We start from the raw sequence: 12,446 nt of genomic DNA, 5'->3' as shown, positions 1-12,446 counted from the left end.
CTGAGCTGATTACTCACACATTGAACGGTTACATAGGAGACAAGATGTCACAACACGATACATTGTTGGCTGCTTTCGAAACTTATAAAGCAGAAAACGAAAAGTTTATTGAAAAGGGTGTTAAGGCATCCGCTGCGCGTGCTCGTAAGGCTTTGCAGGAAATTGCTGGGGCTTGCAAAGAGCGTCGTAAAGAAATTACAGCCGCTAAAGAAGCGATGGAAGCGAAGAAGTAATTCTTCTTTCTCCGAATTAAATTCAGCCTAGCCCCCAAAAGGAGCTGGGCTTTATTTTTATACGCTGACAGAAAATAAGGTTAACTTCATGGCTCTGCTTCTGACTGGCAGTAAGCCTAGATATTCTGGGCTGCTAGCCCATGCCTGGGAGTCCGATAGGCTCGGAAACTCTAGCTCCACAAATGCACTAAACGAATCGCACTCCAATTCATTCCAGAGGAAAGAATGAAATGATCCTCGGCTTGCAATTTTTCCTTGATATAGGGCTACCGTAGCCCCCACTTGAGACCGATACTCCTCAAATGCCTCTGGGTCATTTACCTGAATGAGGCCAATCACCTTAATCCCCATGATATCCCCAGAAAAAATATATCAAGCTCATTAAAGCAATACCTCTAGAAATTGATTTTGCTTGCTGGTCATTTTTCCAATGACACAGGCGCTAGCAAAGCCATGTTGTCTAAAGATCTCTATCACTGCATTTGCGACATCTGGGCTACAAGAAACCAGCAGACCACCACTAGTTTGAGGATCGGTGAGAAGCGCTTGTTGTGCGGGGCTAAATTGTTTTGGTAAATGGACTTGTGAGCCGTAGCTTTGCCAGTTGCGATCAGATGCGCCCGTAATGACTCCCTGATCAGCTAGATCCTGAACATGAGAAAGCAGTGGTACTTGTTGCCAGTCAATTTGCGCAGTCAGTTTTGAAGCGCGACCTAATTCCAAAGTATGGCCTGCTAGGCCAAAACCGGTCACATCGGTTAAGGCATGAACGCCAGCCAGTTTGGCTAGGTCTGGACCAGCAGAATTTAACTTAGTTGTGTTGGCGATCATCTCTTGGTAGCCCGCACCATCGAGCAGATCTTTCTTGAGGGCGGCAGATAGAATGCCCACTCCCAATGGTTTGCCTAAAATGAGTACATCATCAGCCTCAGCAGCAGCATTACTCTTCACGAGTTTGGGGTCAACAATACCAATAGCAACTAAGCCGTAAATGGGTTCAACTGAATCAATCGTGTGACCGCCAGCAATCGGAATACCAGCAGATCTACAAGCCTCAGCACCGCCTTCTAAGATTCGGGCAATGGTTGCATTTGATAGCACCTTAATTGGCATGCCAACAAGCGCTAAGGCAAATATTGGAGTGCCGCCCATGGCATAAATATCGCTGATCGCATTCGTGGCAGCAATCTTGCCAAAATCAAATGGATCATCCACGATTGGCATAAAGAAATCCGTTGTGGCAACAATCGCTTGCGACTCATTGATTTGATATACGGCGGCATCATCTGAGGTCTCAATGCCAATCAAGAGCTCTTTAGGAAAAGGTAGTTGGGGAACGCTTTTCAGAATCTCTGAGAGAACTCCGGGGGCGATCTTGCAGCCACAGCCACCGCCATGGGAGAGTGAGGTTAAACGGGGCTCTTGAGGGCTTTGGGTATTCATATCAATTAACTGTACGTATTAATGCTTGCAATATTAACGGAGATCTATCGATTAAAACTTCGCTTTGGCGGGCTGCTCCGTTTTGCCGCAGGTTTGCCGCCACCAGCACTACCCGGTCTAGGCTTGCGAGATTGTTGGTGCTGTTGGCTTCGTAATTGGATTGGTTGCGCCACGGCATTAGGATCTGGCTCAAATCCAGCTATCACTTCTTGCGGTAGTTTTTGTTTGATGAGTTTTTCAATATCGCGGAGCATCTGATGCTCATCAACGCAGACCAAGGAGACTGCAACGCCATTGGATCCAGCTCTACCGGTTCTACCGATGCGATGAACATAATCCTCGGAGACATTCGGTAAGTCATAGTTCACAACATGGGGTAATTGATCAATATCGATACCGCGCGCGGCAATATCAGTAGCCACTAAGACGGTGATTTTCCCATCTTTGAATTCTGCTAAAGCTTTAGTGCGAGCGCTTTGACTCTTATTACCATGAATCGCCATGGCAGTGATGCCATCTTTTTCCAACTGGGTCACTAATTTATTGGCGCCATGTTTGGTGCGAGTAAATACGAGCACTTGTTGCCACTGATTGGACTTAATCAAATGCGCCAATAAAGGATGCTTTTGATTTCTATCTACTGGGTGAATGAGTTGAGCAATTGCTTCATTAGTGCTGTTGCTACGCGCCACCTCAATCAAGGCTGGTGAATTGAGTAAGCCATCTGCCAAAGCTTTGATCTCGGTAGAGAAGGTGGCTGAAAACAATAAATTCTGACGTTGCTTTGGTAGTGCAGCCAAAATCTTTTTAATATCACGCAAGAAGCCCATATCCAGCATGCGATCAGCTTCATCTAGGACGAGGATTTCAATATTGGCAAGTGAAACGCAGTTTTGTGACATCAAATCGAGTAAGCGACCTGGTGTTGCTACCAAAATATCTAAGCCAGCTGCAATAGCCTTGATTTGAGGATTTGCGCCGACACCACCAAAGATGACAGTGGATTTCAGACCAGTGTATTTGCCGTAAGTCACAACAGACTCTTGAACTTGAGCAGCTAACTCGCGGGTAGGAGTCAAAATCAATACGCGTAATTGGCGTTTGCCACTTGCCTTGGGGGTGCTGCTTAAGCGCTGCAAAATGGGCAGGGTAAAGCCTGCAGTTTTGCCAGTGCCGGTTTGAGCTGCTGCGAGTAAATCTCCGCCCTTTAATACGGCAGGAATAGATTTTTCTTGAATGGGTGTAGGGCTGGTATAGCCTTCCTCGCTAATAGCGCGAAGGATGGATTCTGATAAACCAAGATCTGTAAATAACATAGGGGCCAAATAAATATTGACCCGTATTCAATTAAACGACTATCCCGGTCAATGGGGTGAGCTGCCACACTTGCAGTGTTTGCAGAAAGAGAGCCTATTTTAAGCTATCAAACCCTATTGCTTGCTGTATTCCAAAGATTGGGTGTTACAGAATTTGCATACCCCGAGATAAATAATTTTTCCGTGCCTGTTGTCGGGTCAAATACTGCTCGCTCAATACGTCCTATATTTCCGCCATAGACATGAATACTGATTGAGGTTTGATCGCTTAAAGCATTCTCAACCACGTGAATATCATGTGTATTGGGTGATACGGTAGCTACTTGGCCCGGCTTGCACAAGGTAAATTCATCAGCTTTATAGCTGCCATCAGCCTGCTGGTGATAGTCGGCACTACGCTCTTGCCCTCGTAGTTGTCCAACCATGCCCCAGACAGTATGGTTATGCAGTGGTGTTTTTTGACCGGGACCCCAAACAAAGCTGACCACTGAAAAGCGATCGAGTGGATCCGCGTAGAGAAGGTACTGTTGATAGTACTGGGGATGCACTTTACAAAATTCCTCCGGTAACCAGTCATCCACAGCAATTAAATTTTCTAGGAGAGCTTTCCCTTTAGAAAAAATGAGCTCTTCACTGGGCTTGGTCTCTAGTAGTAGTGCCAACTCTTTAACGAAAGTCAGTAACTTGCCTTCTTGCATATACAGCTCCTAAATTGAGATATTACTGATCGGCTGCAAATAGCCAATCAGGCAGACCTTTGGGTTTGAGGGTAGTGGTATCAACGCAGACAATATGTAGAACTGCGCTGGCAATCAACTCAGGTTCCATGCCTTCAACAATGCGTTTTGCAGTTTGCTTGACAGCAATTTGGGTTCTGCCGCGATTCTCAATAACTTGATCAATGCTCAGAAGATCATCCAGGCGTCCAGGCCGATGAAAATTCATGGTGATTTCTCGAACTGGGAGAACAATGCCGAACTCATTCACCAGTTTTGTTGGGCTCAAGCCTCTTTGCTGGAGCCACTCCGAGCGACTTCTCTCAAAAATCTCTAAATAGCGAGCGTGATACACAAAGCCAGCTGCATCAGTATCTGAGTAGCAAACACGAAAGAGGAAGGGCGGGTTAGTGGGTTGAGTGGATTGAGTCATGATGAATGAAGTGTCTTTAGATATTGAGAATCATATCGCGATGTGCGATGCCTGCCTCGTCGTAAATATCACCTTGTGCAATAAACCCAAACCGCTCATAAAAAGGAATAGCTGATAACTGGGCATGGAGCTCAATTTTCACCATGTTTTGAGAGGTCGCCTGTTGAAGTAAGGTGCGAAGTAATTGAGTGCCAATTCCACCCCTGCGGTATGCAGCCAGTACCGCCATGCGTCCAATTCTGCCAATGTTCCCAGGCATCGTGACTAGGCGTGCAGTGCCAATGGCTTGCGAGTCTAGGTAGGCTAGGGCATGCTGTGCAAGCGGATCAAATTCATCTAGCTCCATATCCTCTGGAACCCCTTGCTCCTCAATAAACACGAGCTTCCTAATTGCATAGGCCTCACTCTTAGCCTCTTGCCAAGGTTTAATCAAGATCACTTGCTGTCTCTTTACTATGTATATGGAGGTCAATAGCTCATTAAACATCTAATGTAGCAAATTGAACCCATTTAAGCTTCAAATATTAGCTCTAAGGCTTATAAGTAAGCCACTTCATGGTTAAAATGGATTGGTGGTGCTAGACACTTGGCGCCCCTCACAAACCTTTATCTAGGAGTTATTTTGAAGAAATCTTTATTGGCTACATTAGTTGCCTCACTCGGTTTAGTAGTTGCAAGTTCAGCATTTGCTCAAGCTCCTGCAAAAATGTTGCCTTTGGCAGCTGAAGCGGTTGTATTGACTGCTACTGTTGATTCAGTGGACGTAAAGAAACGTATCGTTGTTCTCAAGGATGCAAACGGGAACTTGGCTCAAATGAACGTATCTAAACAAGTAAATGATTTAGATAAAGTGAAAAAGGGCGATATGTTTGTTGTTGAGCATGCTCAAGCGATTGCAGTTGGTTTGGTTGCTGCCCCTAAGGGTGCTAAGCCAGGCGTTTCTGGTGTTCGCTCAGTAGTGGTAGCAGGTAAGGGTTCTGCTAAGCCATTTGAAGAAACTACAGATACTGTTTATGCCACAGTGAAGATCAGCACAATTGATGCAAAGACCCGTGTTGTCACTTTCACATTGCCATCAGGTGAGAAGCAAAAAGTGAAGGTTGATCAAAGCGTTTTGGGTCTTGAGAAGTTCAAGGCTGGCGATGACGTTATGGTTGAGTTCGTTGATGACACAGCGATTGGCTTTGTAACGCCAAAGAAATAAGCAAAGAAAGAAGCATTAAAAACTGCTCCAGCATGAGTCATGCTGGAGCAGTAAAGAAAAAGGCCCGCTTAGCGGGCCTTTTGCATACCGAATAAAAGATTAAGCGTCTTTCGCAATCATGACATCGGATGCCTTAATGACTGCCCAAGCTTGATCACCAACTTTAAGTTTGAGTTCATCTACTGCCTCATTGGTAATAGAGGCAGTAACGATATGACCCGAACCAATATCGATCTTTACGTGAGAGGTGGTTTGCCCCATTTTGAGCTCAACCACCTTGCCGCTAAGAGTATTGCGTGCGCTGAGTTTGACTTTCAGTTCCATGATTTTTCCTTAGAGGGGCTTATTTATTGGCATTCGGGAAGAAGAGTTGCTCGCCACCGATTTTGTAGCTTGCAATCACATCTTGTCCGTTCTTGGAAGTAATCCAGTCAATAAATTCTTGTCCTTCAGCTTTTTTCACATGTGGGAATTTTGCTGGGTTAACCAACATCACGCCATATTGATTAAATAACTTTGGATCACCTTGAGCCAAAATTGTTAAATCACCACGGTTCTTGAAAGAGAGCCAAGTAGCGCGATCAGTCAGGATGTAGCCATTCATTGCTGAAGCAGTATTAAGAGCTGGGCCCATACCTGAACCAGTTTCTTTATACCAAGCGCTTGGGGCTACTGTAATGCCGGTATCTTTCCAATAGCGTAATTCTGCAGCGTGTGTACCGCTCTTATCGCCGCGCGATACAAATGGTGCTTGAGCAGTTGCAATTTTCTGAAACGCAACTTTAATATCTTTACCGCCTGCAATTTTGGCTGGGTCAGACTTTGGCCCAACCAACACAAAGTCGTTGTACATAACTTCAATGCGTTTTGTACCAAAACCTTCGTTCACAAACTTTTCTTCAGCAGGCTTGTCGTGTACAAACACTACATCGGCATCACCTCGACGACCGATATCTAATGCTTGACCAGTTCCAACTGCAACCACTTTGACATCAATGCCTGTCTTCATTTTGAAGATAGGCAACATAAAGCCAAAAAGACCAGATTGCTCTGTAGAGGTTGTGGATGACACAACAATAATTTTCTCTTGCGCGTAAGCTGAGCTGCCTAGCAGCGCTAGAGTAGTAAAGGCAGTTGCCAGTAATCTATTAAATGAGGATTTCATTTGAGTTCACTTTCATTGAGTGTGTTCGGTTAAGATTTGTCATATTACAAAACATCAATATGAAAAAAATTACATATGAGAATTCAGATTCGGCCGACCCTAGTTTTTGGTAGCAAAAACGCAAAAGATCCGGCTATCGTTGATTTGGTGTGGTTAACTGCTTTGCTCAAAGACATTGAGCATGGCAAAACACTGATGTCTGCCTGTAAGAAAATGGGGCTGTCCTATAGAAATGTCTGGCAAAGGCTAAACGATGTTGAACAAGCGCTTGGTTTTAAGCTCATCGATAGGGTGAGGGGGCATGGCTCCCAGCTATCAGAATATGCTCGCTATTTGATTCAATTTACTGAAGACTTTGATCAAAAGACAATGCGTTTGGGTCAATCTAGTCTCTCGCACTTAGAAGAAGGATTTTCTCAATTTCGGGTTAAAGATAAAAAACAGCTGCGCTTTGCTAGTAGTAGCGATCCTATTATTCAAAAGGCTGTTTTCGAAATTGGTGGATTTGAGCTCATTACAGCTGGATCAGGTGAGGCCTTGGAGCGCTTACTCAACTATGAGGTGGATATTGCAGGTTTCCATGTCTCCGATCCACAAAGCTCTCAAATTATTTCTAAACGGTTGCAAAAAGAGGGGATGCAAATATTTCCTGTGATGAAACGTGTTCAGGGATTATTGGTTGCCAAAGGAAATCCCCACAACATTATTTCAATCAAAGATCTACTGAGACCAAAGATTCGCTTTATCAATCGACAGAAGGGTTCTGGTACGCGCCTGCTCCTAGATACTATTTTGGCGAAAGAGGGCATGCTTGTCCGTGGCATTAAAGGTTACGAGAACGAAGAATTTACCCACTCTGCAATTGCTACGGCGATATTGGCTAAAAAGGCGGATGTAGGTATGGGGGTTAAAAGTATTGCCCTAGAGAATGGTTTGGATTTTATTCAGCTCAAGGACGAAATCTTTTTTCTGGCCATGAGCGAGGAATTAAGTCTTAACGCTGATCTTGCAAAACTCATTCGGAAAATCCGAGTCCTCTCGGGTGCTAGCCCAGGCTATAAATCGATTGGACTAAAGAAGCAGATTGCTGGCTGGCTTTAGCCTGTGAATCAACCCTGTAAATCAACCCAATACACCTCCATCCAATCTTGGTTTTAGCTGGAATAGCACATTGGTTTAAAAATTGAGATAAATTGTAGGAATGATCAACATTCTCTATTTCTATTGATATGAATTTATCTCTTCGCCCCTGGATTCTTGCCCTTGGTGTTCTGAGCTTTTCTGCCTTTGCCGAGCCTGGTGAGAATACCTATAAACAAGTTTGTGCTGCCTGCCATGGCTCTGGAGTCTTAAACGCCCCCAAATTGGGTGACAAGGCTAAGTGGGCCCCATTGATTGCAGAGGGGCAAGCCACTCTGACAGCCCATGCATATGTTGGTGTCAGGGGTATGCCTGCTAAGGGCGGTAATCCCAACCTCACAGTAGAGGGCTTCTCTGATGCTGTGGCATACATGGCCAATAAAGCGGGGGGTAACTGGAAAACGCCCGATGCAAAAACTTTGGCCGCCATTAATAAAGAAATTGAAGCGCGCAAAGCTAGCTTAAATAAGAAGCCGTAATAAGGCCTATCAGCGCATGAATTTACAGCCACATCAGATTGAGATTATTGGTTACTGCGCTGCATTTCTAACTACGATTGCCTTTCTTCCCCAGGCTATTCAATCCTGGCGTACTCGAGATCTCTCTGGGATCTCCGTGGGAATGTATACCCTATTTACTACTGGGGTAGGTTTATGGCTCATTTATGGCCTCATGATTGAGACCTGGCCTTTAATTTTGGCCAATGCCTTAACTTTTGCTCTAGCTTTAAGTATTTTGCTTCTCAAGCTACGCACCAAAGATCCAAAATGACCTTCTTTTAAGTAGTGTCATAATTCATTTACAAAATATTTATAAAAAATTTGGCACCCATTAGAAAGGCTTTTATGAGCACTGCATACGTCATTGACCCACCAATCATCCCATCACTTCCGGTGGTGGGTGACACCCGTCGGTTTGCCGTGAATCGTATCTATTGTGTTGGCCGTAACTATGCTGACCATGCGCGCGAGATGGGTCATGATCCCGATCGGGAACCCCCATTCTTTTTTATGAAGCCAGCCAATTCGATCGTGACAGACGGTAAGGATATGCAATATCCCAATCTGTCGAATGATGTTCATCATGAGATTGAGATGGTTGTTGCTATCGGTAAGGGTGGCGCCAATATTTCTGCGGATAAAGCGCTAGAGCATGTATATGGTTACGGTGTTGGTCTGGATATGACACGTCGTGACCTACAGGGTGAGGCTAAGAAAATGGGGCGCCCTTGGGATACTGGTAAAGCCTTTGATCAATCCGCTCCTTGTGCGGCGCTGACTCCTGCTACTCAGTTCGGACATCCGAGTAAGGGCACAGTAAAGCTATTGGTCAATGGTGAAGTGCGCCAAGAGGGTGATCTCAATCAACTGATCTGGAATGTTCCCGACACTATCGCTTATCTCTCCACCTTATTTACTCTTGAACCAGGTGATTTAATTATGTCTGGTACACCTGCAGGTGTTGGCCCCGTTAAAAAGGGTGATGTACTTGAGGGTAGCGTCGAAGGACTTACTCCACTCAAGATTAAGATTGTTTAATTCAAGCAATCGCTCTTAAAAAACTACTTACCAAGCCATCTTGGCGGGCGTCCTTCAAGGAAGGCATTAACCCCTTCTTTGAAGTCGACGCTGTTGTAAGTTTCTCGCATCAGTTCGGTGCAGTCCGGTAAATTGCTTTCCATCAAACGCGCTAAGGTCACTTTGCTCGCTTTTTGGGTAATTGGCGCAAGTGCAGCTAATTTTTTGGCCAGGGCTTCAGTCGCCTCAGCAATCCCTTCTGGTGAAGTTGTTTGATAAAGGTAGCCTGAGTTCAATAACTCGGGTGCCTTAATGAGTTCTGCAGTCAATAGCATGCGTTTGACCATGGGCACGCCCAAGTGATTGGCGATCCAGGATAGGTTACTCGGCGACAAACAATTACCTAAAGTTTTTGCTACAGGAATTCCAAAGCGCGCATCAAGAGTGGATATTCTGAAGTCACAAGCAGTAGCAATCAGTAAGCCACTGCCAACCGCCAATCCTTCGATCAGCGCAATGGTTGGAATAGGTAAGTGTTGCAAAGAATGAAAAATAGCATCCACTGAAACTTCGTAAGCTTCGTTTTCTTTTAGGTCAACAAATTGCTGAATATCGCTACCAGATACAAATGCCTTGTCACCAGCGCCTCGAAAAATAGCCACCCTGATCTCTGGTCTATTTGCTATGTCATCGCAAATTCGCTTGAGCTCTTCGTACATTGGCCAGCTTAAGGCATTGCGTGCCGCAGGATTGTTAAAGGTAATGCGGGCAATGGAGCCATCGAGCTGGAAGTCGACACTGGGCGAGGTGGTGTTCATGAGTGCATTCTATACAAAAGACCCTTTGGAGCGCTTGTTTTTCAAGCTTGAACCCACCTGCGATAGAATTCTTCTATGTATATGTTTCTACCTTTCCTGACAGCTTTGATCGGCCTTGCCCTTGTATGGTTTGAGAAGCGTCTGGCAGGTTTGGTGATGCTGGCTATTACCGTCGGTATCCTGATGTTGTGGTTCCGAGTTCATGCCACTAATCATCTCAATATCAGTCTCTGAGAAAAATGAGTAAACACTCTTTCTCTTCTTTTCCCTCTCTAGCTGCGCTGGGTAATCAATTAGCCTTGGCCGGCATTATTGGCATGCTGTCCTATGCCTTTATTGATCAACTCTATTTTGGCGAGTTACCTTGCCCGCTCTGCTTAATGCAGCGCATGGGTTTTATCATCATCGGCTTCGCTTTGGTATTGAATATCCGCTGCGGCGCTCATTCTTCTCATTACGGCTGGGGAATCATTGGTGGTTTGGTAGGGATGATGGTGTCTTTGCGCCAAGTACTTTTGCATATCTTGCCGGGCGATACAGGATTTGGAAAAACTTTCTTAGAGTTGCATTTTTATACTTGGGCTTATGTAGGCTACGTTGGATTATTAGCAGGTCTTGCTATTTTATTGATGCTACCTAATCGTGATGTGCGCTCACGATCCCTATTTGCAAATGTTTTAGTGATGACATTCATTCTTCTGGTCTTTGCTAATCTGGTATCTACGCTACTGGAGTGTGGCATTGGTCCTTGCGCTGATGATCCTGTTAAATACGATGGATTAATTTGGTTGCGCTCGCGTTTTGGCATTTAAAAAGTCGCAAGTAAATTGATGATGATTACTTCTACGGTGGTGAGGGCTCTAGCTATCGTTTTGGCCTGTCTGAGCTTTGCCAGTGCCGCTCAATCTCAAACAGCTAAATCCAATACTGCTTGGCCTAAACAAGCGATTCGTATTGTGGTGACATTTACTCCTGGTGGAGCGCCTGATATTTTGGCGCGTGTGCTTGCTGAGAGTTGGCAACAAAGTCTAGGGGTGCCAGTCCTCGTAGAAAATCGTCCCGGCTATGGTGGCAATATTGGTGCTGACCTAGTGGCAAAGAGTGAGCCAGACGGCTACACACTCCTGATTGGGACGGTGGGTATCCATACTATCAATGGCGCCCTCTATGAAAAGATGTCTTTTCATCCGATCAATGATTTCACGCCCATTAGCTTTTTAGCGAGTACACCTAACGTGCTGGTGGTGAATAAAAAATTGGGCGTGAGTAATCTTCATGAACTGATTGAGTTGGCCAAATCAAAACCCAATGAGCTCACTTTTGGTTCTTCTGGTGTTGGCACCTCCTTGCATATGTCAGGTGAGCTACTGAAAGAAATGACTGGAGTACAGATTCGGCATATTCCATACAAGGGAAGGGCGCAATCTTTACCTGATCTCATTAGCGGCCGGATTTCGATGCTCTTTGATAATCTGTCCTCCTCACTTTCTTTAATAAAGGCAGGAGAGATTCAAGCTTTGGGGGTTACCTCACTAAAACGCTCTCCAGCAGCGCCAGAGATTCCGACGATGGCAGAGCAAGGCTTGCCTGGATTTGAGGCAACATCATGGTTCTCGCTGATGGCACCAGCTAATCTCCCATCTGACCTGCAAAAACGCTTAAATACCTTAACCCGCCAAACCCTGAATCAAGCGGAAGTCAGAAATAAGTTGCTCGCAAGCGGGCTAGATCCTGCTCCTGGAAGTCCACAAGCGCTATCTAAATTGATTCAATCTGAGACCAATAAATGGGGTAGAGTGATTTATAAATCAGGCGCAAAATTAGAGCAGTGAGTATCTAGAAGTAATTAACAAATATTCAAATAAAAGCCCAAATCCTGTCAGCCTAGATTTGGATCAAGCGTTAAAGGTAGTAGGAGGCGACCAATTAATGGGGTCCACTATGAAAACAAGCCATAAGCAATACAACTCAGTTGTGTCTAAGGTAGTTCTGATGCTCTTTGCAGCAGTAGGTCTATTTGCTCTTGCTCCTGTCTCAGCTCAAGCGGGTAATGTTGGCTGGGCAGTCTCTGTTGGCGGTGGTTACGGAGGTGGCTATGGCGGCGGTTGGCGTCCAGCAGCATACGGCCCTGGTTGGGGTGGTGGCTGGGGTCCAGGTTGGCGCGGTGGATATTATGGCCCTGGCTATGGTTACCCTTATGCTGCTGGCTACTATGCACCACCCGTGGTCTACGCAGCTCCGCCGGTGGTCACTTATGCAGCGCCTCAGCAACCCATGGTCTTGGCCTCTCAACCGCAGGCTCCAATTTGGTATTACTGCGAAGCAAGCGCGCAATACTTTCCGTATGTGCAAAGTTGCGCATCGGGCTGGCAAACTCGACCAGCAGCGCCACCTTCTAGTAGTACGAACACAAGACAGCGCAATCAAAATTAATAGAATTTAATGCTTTAACTGATTTAAG

The 12,446-nt window shown here is 45.4% G+C and carries 19 protein-coding genes; 10 read left to right on the top strand and 9 right to left on the bottom strand.

Features of this window, described 5'->3' with window-relative positions; translation table 11 throughout:
- The first annotated feature begins 44 nt into the window (after positions 1-44).
- Positions 45-233, top strand: coding sequence for a hypothetical protein (locus tag FD975_RS06155; RefSeq protein WP_173942993.1), 189 nt, complete (start codon positions 45-47; stop codon positions 231-233).
- A 57-nt stretch (positions 234-290) separates the two neighbouring features.
- On the opposite strand, the gene FD975_RS06150 is transcribed toward FD975_RS06155, so the two are convergent.
- From FD975_RS06150 to FD975_RS06125, 6 genes are all read right to left on the bottom strand, one after another.
- A complete protein-coding gene (locus tag FD975_RS06150) occupies positions 291-584 on the bottom strand; it encodes a DUF1330 domain-containing protein (RefSeq protein WP_215301078.1) in 294 nt (97 codons plus the stop codon).
- A gap of 30 nt (positions 585-614) precedes the next feature.
- Complete coding sequence (selD, locus tag FD975_RS06145; RefSeq protein ID WP_215301076.1) at positions 615-1,676, bottom strand: selenide, water dikinase SelD; 1,062 nt, start codon at positions 1,674-1,676, stop codon at positions 615-617.
- Positions 1,677-1,720: 44 nt separating this feature from the next.
- Positions 1,721-2,992, bottom strand: a complete 1,272-nt coding sequence (locus FD975_RS06140) for a DEAD/DEAH box helicase (RefSeq protein ID WP_215301074.1) — start codon at positions 2,990-2,992, stop codon at positions 1,721-1,723.
- A 107-nt stretch (positions 2,993-3,099) separates the two neighbouring features.
- Positions 3,100-3,690 (bottom strand): hypothetical protein, encoded by a 591-nt coding sequence (locus tag FD975_RS06135; protein WP_215301072.1) that lies wholly within the window; start codon positions 3,688-3,690, stop codon positions 3,100-3,102.
- Between the two features lie 22 nt (positions 3,691-3,712).
- Positions 3,713-4,141, bottom strand: coding sequence for a YbgC/FadM family acyl-CoA thioesterase (locus FD975_RS06130; RefSeq protein WP_215301070.1), 429 nt, complete (start codon positions 4,139-4,141; stop codon positions 3,713-3,715).
- Positions 4,142-4,157: 16 nt separating this feature from the next.
- On the bottom strand, positions 4,158-4,580 hold the full coding sequence (locus FD975_RS06125) for a GNAT family N-acetyltransferase (RefSeq protein ID WP_251371151.1): 423 nt from the start codon (positions 4,578-4,580) through the stop codon (positions 4,158-4,160).
- Positions 4,581-4,763: 183 nt separating this feature from the next.
- On the opposite strand from FD975_RS06125, the gene FD975_RS06120 reads away from it, so the two are divergent.
- Positions 4,764-5,345, top strand: a complete 582-nt coding sequence (locus FD975_RS06120; protein WP_251371148.1) for a hypothetical protein — start codon at positions 4,764-4,766, stop codon at positions 5,343-5,345.
- A 99-nt stretch (positions 5,346-5,444) separates the two neighbouring features.
- Here FD975_RS06120 and FD975_RS06115 read toward each other — a convergent pair whose 3' ends face one another.
- Both FD975_RS06115 and FD975_RS06110 read right to left on the bottom strand, forming a co-directional pair.
- Positions 5,445-5,669: a molybdopterin-binding protein gene (locus tag FD975_RS06115; protein WP_114654363.1), complete on the bottom strand. Its 225-nt coding sequence runs from the start codon at positions 5,667-5,669 to the stop codon at positions 5,445-5,447.
- 19 nt (positions 5,670-5,688) lie between these two features.
- Positions 5,689-6,510 carry a substrate-binding domain-containing protein gene (locus FD975_RS06110; RefSeq protein ID WP_215301066.1) on the bottom strand — a complete coding sequence of 274 codons (822 nt, stop codon included), beginning with the start codon at positions 6,508-6,510 and terminating at the stop codon, positions 5,689-5,691.
- A 75-nt stretch (positions 6,511-6,585) separates the two neighbouring features.
- On the opposite strand from FD975_RS06110, the gene FD975_RS06105 reads away from it, so the two are divergent.
- The 4 genes from FD975_RS06105 to FD975_RS06090 all read left to right on the top strand — a co-directional run bounded on the left by FD975_RS06105 (position 6,586) and on the right by FD975_RS06090 (position 9,188).
- Positions 6,586-7,611 carry a substrate-binding domain-containing protein gene (locus FD975_RS06105; RefSeq protein WP_215301064.1) on the top strand — a complete coding sequence of 342 codons (1,026 nt, stop codon included), beginning with the start codon at positions 6,586-6,588 and terminating at the stop codon, positions 7,609-7,611.
- Between the two features lie 128 nt (positions 7,612-7,739).
- Positions 7,740-8,129, top strand: coding sequence for a cytochrome c5 family protein (locus tag FD975_RS06100; RefSeq protein WP_215301063.1), 390 nt, complete (start codon positions 7,740-7,742; stop codon positions 8,127-8,129).
- A 16-nt stretch (positions 8,130-8,145) separates the two neighbouring features.
- Positions 8,146-8,421 (top strand): SemiSWEET transporter, encoded by a 276-nt coding sequence (locus tag FD975_RS06095; RefSeq protein ID WP_215301061.1) that lies wholly within the window; start codon positions 8,146-8,148, stop codon positions 8,419-8,421.
- A 74-nt stretch (positions 8,422-8,495) separates the two neighbouring features.
- The gene (locus tag FD975_RS06090) at positions 8,496-9,188 is read left to right on the top strand and encodes a fumarylacetoacetate hydrolase family protein (protein WP_215301060.1); all 693 of its coding nucleotides are present in this window, start codon (positions 8,496-8,498) and stop codon (positions 9,186-9,188) included.
- 23 nt (positions 9,189-9,211) lie between these two features.
- Here the strand turns inward: FD975_RS06090 and FD975_RS06085 are convergent, their stop codons facing one another.
- Positions 9,212-9,985, bottom strand: coding sequence for an enoyl-CoA hydratase/isomerase family protein (locus tag FD975_RS06085; RefSeq protein ID WP_215301058.1), 774 nt, complete (start codon positions 9,983-9,985; stop codon positions 9,212-9,214).
- 75 nt (positions 9,986-10,060) lie between these two features.
- Between FD975_RS06085 and FD975_RS06080 the strand changes: the two genes are divergently transcribed.
- The 4 genes from FD975_RS06080 (at position 10,061) to FD975_RS06065 (ending at position 12,418) form a co-directional block, all read left to right on the top strand.
- Positions 10,061-10,219, top strand: a complete 159-nt coding sequence (locus tag FD975_RS06080; RefSeq protein ID WP_215301056.1) for a DUF5993 family protein — start codon at positions 10,061-10,063, stop codon at positions 10,217-10,219.
- A gap of 5 nt (positions 10,220-10,224) precedes the next feature.
- Positions 10,225-10,797 (top strand): disulfide bond formation protein B, encoded by a 573-nt coding sequence (locus FD975_RS06075; protein ID WP_215301054.1) that lies wholly within the window; start codon positions 10,225-10,227, stop codon positions 10,795-10,797.
- 18 nt (positions 10,798-10,815) lie between these two features.
- Positions 10,816-11,817, top strand: coding sequence for a Bug family tripartite tricarboxylate transporter substrate binding protein (locus tag FD975_RS06070; protein WP_371743369.1), 1,002 nt, complete (start codon positions 10,816-10,818; stop codon positions 11,815-11,817).
- 109 nt (positions 11,818-11,926) lie between these two features.
- The gene (locus tag FD975_RS06065; RefSeq protein WP_251371147.1) at positions 11,927-12,418 is read left to right on the top strand and encodes a hypothetical protein; all 492 of its coding nucleotides are present in this window, start codon (positions 11,927-11,929) and stop codon (positions 12,416-12,418) included.
- Positions 12,419-12,446: the final 28 nt, after the last annotated feature.

The organism is Polynucleobacter sp. AP-Jannik-300A-C4, assembly GCF_018688335.1.
Lineage (GTDB): Bacteria > Pseudomonadota > Gammaproteobacteria > Burkholderiales > Burkholderiaceae > Polynucleobacter.
Note: the sequence above shows the minus strand (reverse complement) of the source record. Positions and strands in the feature narration are given on the sequence as shown.

Excerpts from the sequence above, each read along its gene's own strand:
- FD975_RS06135 (WP_215301072.1), bottom strand. The coding sequence starts at position 3,690 with ATGCAAGAAGGCAAGTTACTGACTTTCGTTAAAGAGTTGGCACTACTA.
- FD975_RS06115 (WP_114654363.1), bottom strand. The coding sequence starts at position 5,669 with ATGGAACTGAAAGTCAAACTCAGCGCACGCAATACTCTTAGCGGCAAG.
- FD975_RS06140 (WP_215301074.1), bottom strand. The coding sequence starts at position 2,992 with ATGTTATTTACAGATCTTGGTTTATCAGAATCCATCCTTCGCGCTATT.
- FD975_RS06105 (WP_215301064.1), top strand. The coding sequence starts at position 6,586 with ATGAGAATTCAGATTCGGCCGACCCTAGTTTTTGGTAGCAAAAACGCA.
- FD975_RS06090 (WP_215301060.1), top strand. The coding sequence starts at position 8,496 with ATGAGCACTGCATACGTCATTGACCCACCAATCATCCCATCACTTCCG.
- FD975_RS06070 (WP_371743369.1), top strand. The coding sequence starts at position 10,816 with ATGATGATTACTTCTACGGTGGTGAGGGCTCTAGCTATCGTTTTGGCC.
- FD975_RS06100 (WP_215301063.1), top strand. The coding sequence starts at position 7,740 with ATGAATTTATCTCTTCGCCCCTGGATTCTTGCCCTTGGTGTTCTGAGC.
- FD975_RS06150 (WP_215301078.1), bottom strand. The coding sequence starts at position 584 with ATGGGGATTAAGGTGATTGGCCTCATTCAGGTAAATGACCCAGAGGCA.
- FD975_RS06085 (WP_215301058.1), bottom strand. The coding sequence starts at position 9,985 with ATGAACACCACCTCGCCCAGTGTCGACTTCCAGCTCGATGGCTCCATT.
- selD (WP_215301076.1), bottom strand. The coding sequence starts at position 1,676 with ATGAATACCCAAAGCCCTCAAGAGCCCCGTTTAACCTCACTCTCCCAT.
- FD975_RS06130 (WP_215301070.1), bottom strand. The coding sequence starts at position 4,141 with ATGACTCAATCCACTCAACCCACTAACCCGCCCTTCCTCTTTCGTGTT.
- FD975_RS06075 (WP_215301054.1), top strand. The coding sequence starts at position 10,225 with ATGAGTAAACACTCTTTCTCTTCTTTTCCCTCTCTAGCTGCGCTGGGT.
- FD975_RS06110 (WP_215301066.1), bottom strand. The coding sequence starts at position 6,510 with ATGAAATCCTCATTTAATAGATTACTGGCAACTGCCTTTACTACTCTA.
- FD975_RS06095 (WP_215301061.1), top strand. The coding sequence starts at position 8,146 with ATGAATTTACAGCCACATCAGATTGAGATTATTGGTTACTGCGCTGCA.
- FD975_RS06065 (WP_251371147.1), top strand. The coding sequence starts at position 11,927 with ATGAAAACAAGCCATAAGCAATACAACTCAGTTGTGTCTAAGGTAGTT.
- FD975_RS06155 (WP_173942993.1), top strand. The coding sequence starts at position 45 with ATGTCACAACACGATACATTGTTGGCTGCTTTCGAAACTTATAAAGCA.
- FD975_RS06080 (WP_215301056.1), top strand. The coding sequence starts at position 10,061 with ATGTATATGTTTCTACCTTTCCTGACAGCTTTGATCGGCCTTGCCCTT.